Origin of the sequence: Micromonospora sp. URMC 105 (assembly GCF_051386295.1) — a bacterium.
Lineage (GTDB): Bacteria > Actinomycetota > Actinomycetes > Mycobacteriales > Micromonosporaceae > Micromonospora.
Genome location: NZ_JBPQTL010000027.1, coordinates 25,684 through 37,271, shown reverse-complemented (window position 1 = coordinate 37,271; position 11,588 = coordinate 25,684). Strand labels below are relative to the sequence as shown.

6 protein-coding genes are annotated in these 11,588 nt (G+C 75.6%); 1 reads left to right on the top strand and 5 read right to left on the bottom strand.

Going from position 1 to position 11,588, the window contains the following annotated elements:
• Positions 1 to 16 precede the first annotated feature (16 nt).
• The 5 genes from ACSNN7_RS11960 to ACSNN7_RS11940 form a co-directional block, all read right to left on the bottom strand.
• Complete coding sequence (locus tag ACSNN7_RS11960; RefSeq protein WP_436680810.1) at positions 17 to 487, bottom strand: RrF2 family transcriptional regulator; 471 nt, start codon at positions 485 to 487, stop codon at positions 17 to 19.
• Between the two features lie 57 nt (positions 488 to 544).
• Entirely contained in the window at positions 545 to 1,426 is an 882-nt protein-coding gene (locus tag ACSNN7_RS11955; protein ID WP_436680809.1) for an acyl-CoA thioesterase, read from the bottom strand.
• Positions 1,423 to 2,871 carry a pyruvate kinase gene (gene pyk, locus ACSNN7_RS11950; RefSeq protein WP_436680808.1) on the bottom strand — a complete coding sequence of 483 codons (1,449 nt, stop codon included), beginning with the start codon at positions 2,869 to 2,871 and terminating at the stop codon, positions 1,423 to 1,425. The genes ACSNN7_RS11955 and pyk overlap by 4 nt, the downstream gene beginning before the upstream one ends.
• 229 nt (positions 2,872 to 3,100) lie before the next feature.
• Complete coding sequence (locus ACSNN7_RS11945; RefSeq protein ID WP_436680807.1) at positions 3,101 to 4,483, bottom strand: FAD-binding oxidoreductase; 1,383 nt, start codon at positions 4,481 to 4,483, stop codon at positions 3,101 to 3,103.
• Positions 4,484 to 4,754: 271 nt separating this feature from the next.
• Complete coding sequence (locus ACSNN7_RS11940; RefSeq protein ID WP_436680806.1) at positions 4,755 to 5,120, bottom strand: YciI family protein; 366 nt, start codon at positions 5,118 to 5,120, stop codon at positions 4,755 to 4,757.
• A 248-nt stretch (positions 5,121 to 5,368) separates the two neighbouring features.
• On the opposite strand from ACSNN7_RS11940, the gene ACSNN7_RS11935 reads away from it, so the two are divergent.
• Positions 5,369 to 11,545 (top strand): PAS domain S-box protein, encoded by a 6,177-nt coding sequence (locus ACSNN7_RS11935; protein WP_436680805.1) that lies wholly within the window; start codon positions 5,369 to 5,371, stop codon positions 11,543 to 11,545.
• The last annotated feature ends 43 nt before the right edge of the window (positions 11,546 to 11,588 follow it).

Genomic DNA, 11,588 nt, shown 5'->3' with positions numbered 1-11,588 from the left:
CGGCGGGCTCGGGCGCTCAGCTCCAGGCGCGCGGGTCGGCGACCAGCTCGGTGATCCGGCCCGGCAGCTCACCGGCGGCCACGTCGGCGATGCTCACCTGCTCCAGGATCTCCCGCTCGCTGGCCCGCAACGCGATCCAGACCTCCTGCAAGGCCCGGGCCGCGCCGTGGTAGCCCAGCTCCTCGGGGCGCTGCCCGCGCACGTGGGCCAGCGGCCCGTCGATGACCCGGATCACCTCGGCCAGCGAGATCTCCGCGGCCGGCCGGGCCAGCCAGTAGCCACCCTCGGGCCCGCGCTGGGCGTGCACGATGCCGCCCCGGCGCAGCTGGAGCAGGATGCTCTCCAGGAACTTCGGCGGGATCTCCTGGGCCCGGGCGATCTGCTCGGCGGTCACCGGGCGGGACCGCCCGACACTCGCGCCGCCGGCGACCGAGGCCAGTTCGGCGGCCGCGCGGAGGGCGTAGTCGACCCGGGCGGAGAGGCGCATGACGGCAAGGCTAGTCGGCTGGTCAGCCGCCCGGTCTGCCGCCCCTCACCCTTTTGATCACGCGCCGACGCGACGCAGCAGACCCTCCTGCACGGCGCTGGCGATGTGCCGGCCGTCGGTGGTGAACATCCGGCCGGTGGCCAGCCCCCGCGCGCCGGAGGCCGACGGGCTCCAGCAGTCGTAGAGGAACCACTCGTCGGCCCGGAACGACCGGTGGAACCACAGCGCGTGGTCGAGACTCGCCCCGACCACGCCGCCGGGGCCCCAGACCTCGCCGTGCACCGAGAGCACCGAGTCCAGCAGGGTCAGGTCGGAGGCGTATGTCAGGGCGCACGCGTGCAGCAGCGGATCGTCCGGCAGCTTGCCGTCGATGCGCATCCAGACCCGCTGGTGCGGGTCGGCCGGGCGGTCGCCGGGGCGGACCCAGCCGGGCTCGCCGACGTAGCGGACGTCTATCGGGCGCGGGATCTGCCCCCAGATGCCGAGCCGCTCCGGGTAACGGGAGAGCCGGTCGGTCATGGTCGGCACGTCGTCCGGGCCGGGCACGTCCGGCGGCGTGGGGGCCTGGTGGTCCAGGCCCTCCTCCTGCCGCTGGAACGAGGCCGACATGAAGAAGATCGGCTTGTCGTGCTGCAGGGCGACCGAGCGGCGTACCGAGAAGGAGCGGCCGTCGCGGACGTTCTCCACCTGGTACTCGATCGGCTCGGCCGGGTCGCCGGGGCGCACGAAGTAGCCGTGCAGCGAGTGCACGAAGCGCTCCGGGTCGACGGTGCGCCCGGCGGCCACGAGGGCCTGCCCGGCGACCTGACCGCCGTACACGCGCTGCGGGCCGACCGGCGGGCTCATCCCCCGGAAGGTCATCTCGCCGGTGTGGTCGAGGTCGAGGACCTCCAGCAACTGGTCGACCGCGGCCTGTCCGGCCACCGCGCGCTCGGTCACTGCAGGGCCCGCGCGGACGCGGCGTCGACCAGCGAGCCGAGCTGGTGCACTCGCAGGGTGTTGGTGGAGCCCGGGGTGCCGGGCGGGCTGCCCGCCACGATCACCACGTAGTCGCCCGGGTTGGCCCGGTTCAGGCCGAGCAGTGCCTGGTCGACCTGGCGGAACATGTCGTCGGTGTGCTCGACGAACGGCATCAGGAAGGTCTCCACGCCCCAGCAGAGGGCGAGCTGGTTGCGCACCTCGGGCACCGGGGTGAAGGCCAGCAGCGGCAGGTCGCAGTGCAGCCGGGAGAGCCGCTTGACGGTGTCGCCGGTCTGCGAGAACGCGACCAGCGCCTTGGCGCCGATGGCCCGGGCGATCGAGGAGGCGGCGACGGTGAGCGCACCGCCGTGGGTACGCGGGTCGTGCTGGAGCCGGGGCACCCCGATCGAGCCGGACTCGGTGGTGGTGATGATCTTCGCCATGGTGCTGACGGTGAGCACCGGGTACTTGCCGACGCTGGTCTCGCCGGAGAGCATCACCGCGTCCGCGCCGTCGAGCACCGCGTTGGCGACGTCGGAGGCCTCGGCGCGGGTCGGCCGGGAGTTCTCGATCATGGAGTCGAGCATCTGGGTGGCCACGATGACCGGCTTGGCGTTCTCCCGGCAGAGCTGCACGGCGCGCTTCTGCACCAGCGGCACCTGGTCCAGCGGGAGCTCCACGCCCAGGTCGCCGCGGGCGACCATGATGCCGTCGAAGGCCAGCACGATCGCCTCGAGCTCGTCCACCGCCTCGGGCTTCTCGACCTTGGCCAGCACCGGGCGGTGCACGCCCTCCTCGGCCATGATGCCGTGCACGAGCTTGATGTCGTCGGCCGAGCGGACGAAGGAGAGGGCGATCAGGTCGACCCCCAGGCCGAGCGCGAACCGCAGGTCCTCGGCGTCCTTCTCCGACATCGCCGGCACGCTGACCGCCACGTTCGGCAGCGAGACGCCCTTGTTGTTGGAGACCGGCCCGCCCTCGGTGACCAGGCAGCGGATGTCGTTGCCGGTGACGTCGCTGACCTCGACGGCGACCCGGCCGTCGTCGATCAGCAGCCGGTCGCCCGGCTTCACCTCCTGCGGCAGCTTGCGGTAGGTGCAGGAGACCCGCTCCTTGGTGCCGACGATGTCGTCGCCGGTGATCACCACGGAGTCGCCGGTGCGCCACTCGTGCGGGCCGTCGGCGAACCTGCCGAGGCGGATCTTGGGGCCCTGGAGGTCGGCGAGGACGGCGACCGGGCGCCCGGCGGCCTCGGCCGCCTCCCGCACCAGCCGGTACACCGACTCGTGGTCGGCGTGACTGCCGTGGCTGAAGTTGAGCCTGGCCACGTTCATGCCCGCCTCGACGAGCCCCCGGATCCGCTCCGGGGACGAGGTGGCAGGGCCAAGAGTGCAGACGATCTTCGCGCGGCGTGTCACGCCCATCAGGCTAGTCTCTCCTCCGGGTCGACCTGCGGGCCGACCCCTTTCGGACTGCGGAACAGTTGTCCAACGACGCGCCGCGGCGAGCGCGTGACCGGCGGGCGCGCAGCCGCACCGGGAGACGTCGTGAGTGGCGGGCATCGGCGACCGCGCGCCGGGAATCGTACCGCCCGTCCGCACCCGCCGTCGGGGCCGCTCCCACGCCCACGCCGCGCACCCACCCCGGCACCGCTCACCGACCGCCGGTGGTCGCCGGCAGGGTGGGTACGGCGGAGAAGACCGCCGTCGGGTCGTACCGGTGCTTCGCCCGGCGCAGCCGGGCCCAGTTGTCGCCGTACGCCAGCCGGACCCGGTCGGTCTCCTCCGGGGCGAGCAGGTTCGGATAGCCGCCCGGCAGGGCGTGCGGGGCGAGCGCGGCGCTGGTGCGCTCGGCCCACTCGCGCTGCGGCCCCGGCTCGTCGCCCGGCGCCCAGACCGCGATCACCTCGGCCAGCAGGTGGTCGGCGCGCAGCCCGAAGGCGGTGTCGCCGGCGCCCACCCGGCTCGCCGCGCCGTGGAAGTGGTGCAGGGCGATCGCCGAGTACGGCGAACCGACCCGACGGGCGGCGTCGACCAGCACCGCCACCGCCTGGTCGGTGAGCCCGGGCAGCCACCGGGTCCGCAGCAGGTAGTGGTTGCCGTCGACCATTCCGCCGTCGAACATCCGCAGCACGTCCTCGTACGGCAGCGGCGCCACCTGGTCCACCAGCGGGGTGCCCAGCGCCCGGATCCGCTCGACGTACCGCCGGCCGGCGGCCGGGTCGTCGCCGCTGTGCACGGGGCAGACGAAGACCAGCGGCTCGCCCGCCGGCCCGGGCAGGAAGCCGGCCATCACGGTCAGCTCGTCCGGCGCGTCGGCGACCAGGTCCCGGTAACCGCGCAGCACGTCGACGGCCTCGTCGAGGGCGAACATGACCATCCCGGCGAGCGCGGCGGGCAGCCGGTGCGCCCGGTAGGTCAGCCGGGTCACCACCCCGAAGTTGCCACCGCCGCCGCGCAGCGCCCAGAAGAGCTCGGTTTCGTGCTCCGGGCCGGCGGTGACCCGGCGGCCGTCGGCGAGCACCACCTCGGCGGCGAGCAGGTTGTCCAGCGCCAGCCCGTGTCGGCCGCAGAGCGGGCCGTACCCGCCGGCGAGGGTGAGCCCGGCCATGCCCACGGCCCGGACCACGCCGGTGGCCACCACCAGGTCGTACGGGCGCAGCGCCGCGACCACGTCACCGGCGGTGGCGCCGCCGGCCACGGTGACCGTCGCGGCGGCCGGATCCACCTCGACGTCGCGCATCCCGGTCAGGTCGAGCACCAGGCCGTCGTCGCGCAGCGCCCGGCCGGCCCAGTCGTGGCCGCCGGCCCGGACGGAGAGCGGCACCCGGTGTCGCCGGGCGACCCGCAGCACGCCGGCCACCTCGTCGGCGTCGCGGCACCGGACGACCAGCGCGGGTGCGCGGTCGACCGCGCCGTTCCACACCCGGGTCGCGGGAGGGTAGTCGGCGTCGGCGGGCCGCAGCAGCCGGTCGCCCAGCAGCTCACGCAGCTCGGCGGCGGCGCGGGAGAGGTCGGGGGTGGTGGTGGCCGTCATCGGGGCTCCTCGGCCCGGCCCGGCGGCGCCCGGCGCGCCCGCCGTCCGGAGCCTCCCAGTGGACACCCGCGCGGCGGCCGGCGCCGTCACCCTGACGACAGTCGCCTGGGCCTGTGTCAAAGTCCTCGGTCGAGCCGAGGCGGAGTCCAGGCGTCGATCCGGCAAGGCGGAGATCTGTTCGGATACCGGTGTTGTATCCGGACAGATCTCCAACGCGGCCGGTCGTCGTCTGGGCCCGCCGCAGGCCGGCCAGGGGCTTTGACACAGGCCCTTAGCTCTCCTTCTTGACCAGCGGGAACTCCAGGGAGCCGGCCGGGCAGAGGAAGGTCAGCACGTCGACCTGGTAAAGCCCGGCCTGCACGGCCGGATCGGCCTCCATCACACTGCGCACGTCGTCCACCGAGCCGGTGCCGGCCAGCCCGAAGCCGATCGGCGGCGCCGGCTCCCGGGCGGGTCCGTCGACCGACCCGGAGACCAGCACGATCCCCCGGCGCTGCAAGGCCTGCATGTGCTCGAAGTGCTCGGCCTGCAGGCGCTGCACGGTCTCCTCGGGCAGGACCCGGCCGGCGGCCCCCGGGTAGAGCACGATGCACTCGTACGTGTCGAGCGCGAAGTCCAGCTGCGGCGTACCCGTCATGGCGCCCCCTCCCGCGCGGCCGGCGTCGCCGTGCGCCGGTCCCCCGACTCGGCACAGCGTCCCACGCGGAGGCGGGCCGCACCGGCCGCTCCGGCCAACTGCCCCGCCGGCGCACCCGGTTGCCGACCGGCTGGGCCGTTCGTCCGCGAACCCCGCCCGCCCGGCCCGATCGACCAGGGACGAAGTCACCGTCCGCTGGTACGGTCCGACCGATGGGGAAACGCCCGAGCCGCCGAGCGGAGGTGGAGATGACGCAGTCCCCGCGTCGCACCACCGGGCCGGACGACTTCCACTGGCGGGACGTCTTCGCCGCCGGCGGTGAGATGGGCGCGCGGATCGCCGCCCACGACTGGTCGGCGACCCCGCTCGGGCCGGTCGACTCCTGGCCGCAGAGCCTGCGCACCGCGGTCACCATCTGCCTGCACTCCCGCTTCCCCATCCTGCTCTGGTGGGGGCCGGAGCTGGTGATGCTGCACAACGACGCGTACCTGCCGATCCTCGGCTCGTCCAAGCGGGACGCGCTGGGCCGGCCCGGCGCGACGGTGTGGCCGGAGATCTGGGACGTCATCGGCCCGATGCTCACCGGCGTGCTGGCCGGCGAGGGCGCCACCTGGAGCCAGGACCAGCTGCTCCTGCTGGACCGCAACGGCTTCGTCGAGGAGTGCTACTTCACCTTCTCGTACAGCCCGATCATCGACGAGTCCGGCGGGGCCGGCGGCATCTTCACCGCGGTCACCGAGACCACCGACCGGGTGGTCAGCGACCGCCGGTTGCGGGCGATCAGCGGTCTCACGGCGGCCCTGGTCGACGCGGTCGAGCCGGACGAGGTGGCCCGGCGGACGGCGGCCACCCTCACCGGTAACCCGGCGGTGCCGATCGTCCGGCTCTACCTGCCCGGTCCGGACGGCCTGCGCCTGGCCGGCGCCGGTGGGGACCCGGTGCCGCCGGACGTCGAGCGCGGCTGGCCGCTGGCGGAGGTGCTGGCGCGGGGCGAGATGCGGCTGCTGCCGCTGGACCCGGCCGGCGATCCGGCCCGGCCGGGCACCCCGGTGGTCGCGCTGGTGCCGGTACCGGAGCCGGGCGGCGCCGAGCCGACCGCGGTGCTGGCGGCCGGGCTGAACCCCCGCCGGCCGGTCGACGAGGGGTACCGCTCCTTCCTCACTCTGCTGGCCGGGCACATCGGCACCGCGCTGGCCGGTGCCCGGGCGTACCAGGAGGAGCACCGGCGCGCGGAGGCGCTGGCCGAGCTGGACGCGGCGAAGTCGGCGTTCTTCGCCAACGTCAGCCACGAGCTGCGCACCCCGCTGACCCTGATCGCCGGCCCGGTACGCGACGCCCTGGACGACCGGGACCAGCCGTTGCCGGAGTCGACGCGCCGCCGGCTGGAACTGGCCGACCGCAACACGGCGCGGCTGCGCCGGCTGGTCGACAGCGTGCTCGACTTCACCCGGATCGAGGCCGGCCGGCTCACCCCGCAGCGGGTGGCGGTGGACGTCGCCCGGTTCACCCGGGAGATCGCCGCCTCCTTCGCCCCCGCCATCGAGCGCGCGGGGCTCACCTTCGAGGTGGACTGCCCGCGGTTGCGCCGCCCCGCGTACCTGGACCGGGCGATGTGGGAGAAGGTGGTGCTCAACCTGCTCTCCAACGCCCTCAAGGCAACCCTCGACGGGGGCATCCGGCTGCGCCTGCGCGCGACGCGGGGCGGGTTCCGGCTCAGCGTCACCGACACCGGCGTCGGCATCCCCGCCGACGAGGTGCCGCAGTTGTTCCAGCGGTTCCACCGGGTGAACGGCCCGCCCGGCCGGTCGGCCGAGGGCACCGGCATCGGGCTGGCGCTGGCCCGGGAGCTGGTGCAGCTGCACGGCGGGGAGATCAGCGCGACCAGCGTGCTGGGCCGGGGGTCGACGTTCGAGGTGCGGATGCCGTACGGGACCGGGGCCGACGGCACGGCGACCGCCGTCCCGACCGGCGCCGCGCCGGTCGACCGGGCCGCCGTGCTCGCCGCCGAGCCGGCCGGACCGGCCCGCACCGGGCGGGCGGCCGGGCCGGACGGCGCCCCGCTCGTCCTGGTGGTGGACGACAACGCGGACCTGCGCGACTACGTCACCGAGCTGCTCGCTCCGCAGTTCCGGGTGCAGACCGCCGCCGACGGCCGCGCCGCGCTGGCGCTGATCGCCGCCGACCCGCCGGACCTGGTGCTGGCCGACGTGATGATGCCGCTGCTGGACGGCTTCGGGCTGCTGGCCGCGCTGCGCGCCGAACCGGCCACCTCGCACCTGCCGGTGGTGCTCCTGTCGGCCCGGGCGGGCCCCGAGGCCGCCGCCGAGGGGCTGGCCGCCGGCGCCGACGACTACCTGGTCAAGCCCTTCTCCGCCCGTGAGTTGACGGCCCGGGTGCGGGCCAACCTGGAGCGCGCCCGGGACCGGCTGCGCCGGGGCGTCTGGGCGACCGAGCTGGTGCGGTCGATCACCGACGGGGTCTGGGTGGCGGACGCGAACGGCACCGTCTTCCAGGTCGATGAGACCTTCGCCGAGCTGACCGGGTACGGGCCGGAGGGGGTGCCGTACCCGCCGCCGTACCCGTGGTGGCCCGACCCGGCGGCGCACCCCCGGGAACGCGCGCTGCTGGAGCGGGCGCTGGTGCACCTGCTCGACGAGCACACCGGGGCGTACGAGGTGCCGTTCCAGCACCGGGACGGCCACCTGTACTGGGTGTCGGTCTCCGCCACCGAGGTGCCCGACCCGGAACACGACCGCACCGTCCTGGTCGGCACGGTGCGCGACGTCACCGAGGAGCACCTGGTCCGGGAGCGGCACCGGTCGGCCGCCGCGCTGACCGAGCAGCTGGCGACCGCCACCGACACCGAGCAGGTGCTGGCGCTGACCGCCCGCGCGCTCGGCGGCGCGTTCGCCGGCACGGCGTACCTGGTCCGGACGGACGAGCCGGCCCGCGCGCACACCGCCGACTCGACGGTCGCAGTGGCGGAGCTGGACCCGGCGGTCGCCGCCCGGCTGCGCGCCGGCCGGGACGACGAGTCACCGACGGGCGACGCGGTCCCCGGGGTGCCCGCCCGGTTGAGCACGACGACCCGGGAGTGGCGGGCCTGGGTGCAGTTCCCCCGGCCCCGGTCGGTCGCGGCCGACGAGCACCTGCTCGGCGGGCTGCTCAGCGCCGCCGGCAGCCAGGCGTTGCGCCGGGTGGAGGCGGTCACCCGGCAGGACGCGGTCGTCGACCGGCTGCGCGACGCGGTCCGCGAGGCCAGCGAGCGGGAACGCGCCTGGCGGGCCGAGGCGGCCGCGCGCGCCGCCCAGCACCAGGCCGACCAGCGCTTCCGTACCCTGGTGGAGGCGTCCAGCGCGGTGGTCTGGACGGCCGACGCCACCGGTGCGATCGTGGCGCCGCAGCCGTCCTGGGAGGCGTACACCGGGCAGCGCTGGGAGCAGTACCGGGGCACCGGCTGGGGCACGGCGCTGCACCCGCAGGACCGGCCGCGCATCGAGGCGGCCTGGCGGGAGGCCGTCGCCGGCCGGGCCCCGCTGTTCGAGGCGGAGGGGCGGCTCTGGCACGCCGCCAGCGGCGGGTACCGGCACTTCGCCGTGCGCGCGGCCAGCCTGCGGGACCCGGCCGGCGCGATCACCGAGTGGATCGGCACGGTCGACGACATCGAGGACCGGGTGCTCGCGGAGGCGGCGGCCCGGCGGACCGCGGCGATCAGCAGCGCCCTGCTGGACAGCGCCCCGATCGGGGTCGGCCTGGTCGACACCGAGCTGCGGCACCTGCACGTCAACCCCGCGCTGGCCGCGTTCCACGGCCTGCCGGCCGAGGACCACCTGGGCCGCCGGCCCCGCGAGCTGCGGCGGGTGTACCCGCCCCGGGTGGAGCAGCTGATGCGCCGGGCGCTCGAGCGCGGCCCGGTCGTCGGCGTGGAGTTCACCGCCGAGCCGCTGCCGGGCGGTGCGGACCGCCGGCACTTCGTGTCCAGCTACTTCCCGATCCGCATCGCCGGCACCGACGAACTGGTCGGGCTGGGGTTCACCGTGGTCGACGTCACCGAGCGGACCCGGCTGCTGCAGGCGCTCGGCGAGGAACGGGCCCGCTTCGAGCGGCTCGCCGCCACCGACGTGCTCGCCGTCTTCGGTGGCGAGGAGGACCTGGTCACCGAGGCCAACGAGGCGTTCCTGACGATGCTCGGCTACACCGCGCAGGACGTGGCGCAGGGCCGGCTGGACTGGCGCCGGCTCACTCCCCCGGGCTGGGAGGAGGCCGACGCGCGGGCGCTGGCGGAGCTGCGCGGCGCCGGCCGGGCCCGCACGTACGACAAGGAGTACCGGCACGCCGACGGGCACGCCGTCCCGGTGCAGATCGGCGTGGTCGCCCTCGAGCGTGAGCCGCTGCGGTGGCTGGCGTACGCCACGGACCTGAGCGCGGAGCGGGCCACCCAGGCGGAGCTGCGGCTCTTCCAGGCCCTGGTGGAACGCTCCGGCGACTTCATCGCGGTGGCCGCCCCGGACGGGCGCGCGGTCTACGTCAACCCCGCCGGCCGGGAGTTCGTCGGCCTGGCCGCGGCGGCCCCGGTGGACGGCTTGCGGCTGCTGGACTTCGCCGCGCCCGAGGCGCGCGAGGTGTGGCAGCGGGAGCTGATCCCGGCGGCGCTGCGCGCCGGGCACCACCGGGCGGAGACCCGGCTGGCCCGGCTGGACACCGGCGAGCGGCTCGACGTGGACCATCAGACCTTCACCGTCACCGCCGGGGACGACCGGGACACCACCGCGTTCGTGGCCACCGTGGCCCGGGACGTCGGCGACCGGCAGCGCGCCCTGCGTCAGGCAGAGGGGCTGGCCCGGCTCGCCGCGGCGCTCAGCTCCGCACGCGGGCAGGACGCCGTCGTCCAGGCGATCACCTCGACCGTCCCGGCGGTGGCCGGCGCGTCCGTCGTCCGGGTGGCGGTCGCCGCGCCCGGGTCGCCGACGTTGGAGGTCACCGACGGCGACGGCCCGCAGCGACTGCCGTTCGGCGCCGACGTGCCGCTGGCCCGGGCGGTACGCGACGACACGACCGTGCCGCTGGCCGACGGCGCCGGGGTCTGCCTGCCGCTGCGCGAGGGCGACGGCGGTGTCCTCGGCGCGCTGGAGGTGCGCTGGAGCCGGCCGGTGGCCGACGACGAGGCACGGCACACTCTGCTCGACGCGGTGGCGGGGCTGTGCAGCCAGGCGCTGCGCCGCGCCGAACTGACCGGCTCGGCGCTGGCCATGGCGGACTTCGCGGCGCGGCTGAGCGTCACCCGGTCCACCGGGGAGGCGATCGAGGTGATCCTGAGCGCGGCGCCGGCGACGCTGGGCGCGACGCTGCCGGGGCTCGCGATGCGGGACGAGGGACGCCGGGTGCGGCTCTGGTACCACGACGCGCCGCCCGCGCTCTCCGCGAGCTTCGCCGACCTGATGATCGACGACCCCCGGCCGATCGCGCACGCGCTGCGTACCGGCGAGCGGGTGGTGGTGCGCGACCGGGCCGAGTTCGCCGCGCTCTTCCCGGGCCTGCCCGACCTGGCCGGGGCGCACGGCATGGTGACCACGGTGGCGTTGCCGCTGCTGGATGCGCAGCGCCGGCCGATCGCCGCGCTCGGGTTCGGCTGGCAGCGGGAGCGCCGGCTGCGCGAGGGCGACCTGGCGCAGCTGGACACCATCGCCGACCTGTGCGAGCAGACCCTGGAACGGGTCCGGCTGGCCGCCGCCGAGCACAACCTGGTGACCCGGCTGGCGGGACGGCTGCGGACCTCCGCCTCGACCGTCCCGCCCGGCCTGGAGATCGCGACCCGTTACCAGCCGGCGATGAGCGGCCTGCACCTCGGCGGCGACTGGTACGACCTGATCGCCCTGGACGCGGAACGGCTGGCGGTGGTGGTCGGCGACGTGGTCGGTCACCAGGTCGAGGCGGCCGCCGACATGGCGCAGCTGCGGACGGTGGTGAACACCCTGATCCGTACCGGGGTGCCGCTGGCCGAGGTGTTCCCCCGGCTGACCGAGCTGCTGGGTGTGGGGTTCCTCGGCACCTGCCTGGCGATGGAGGTCGACCCGGTCCGGGGCGAGGTGGCGATGGCCCGGGTCGGGCATCCGAATCCGGTGCTGGTGCGCCCCGGCCGGGCCCCGGAGACGGTACGCACCGGTCCCGCGCTGCCGCTGGGGCTGGTCCGCGAACCGGTGCCCGTGACGACGGTGCCGTTCGGCCCGGGCGACCTGCTGGTGGCGTACACGGACGGGCTGGTGGAGCGGCGCGACCAGTCGTACGACGCGGGGGTGGCGGCGCTGCACGACGTCATCGTGCCGGTGCGCGACCAGCCGGTGGAGGCGATCGCCGACGCGATCCTGGGCAAGCTCTCCGGGTCCGACGACGACCAGGCGCTGGTGGTGATCCGGCACGCCGGCTGAGGTGCGCAGCCGCGCCGGACGGGCGGACTCCACCTGGCCCGTC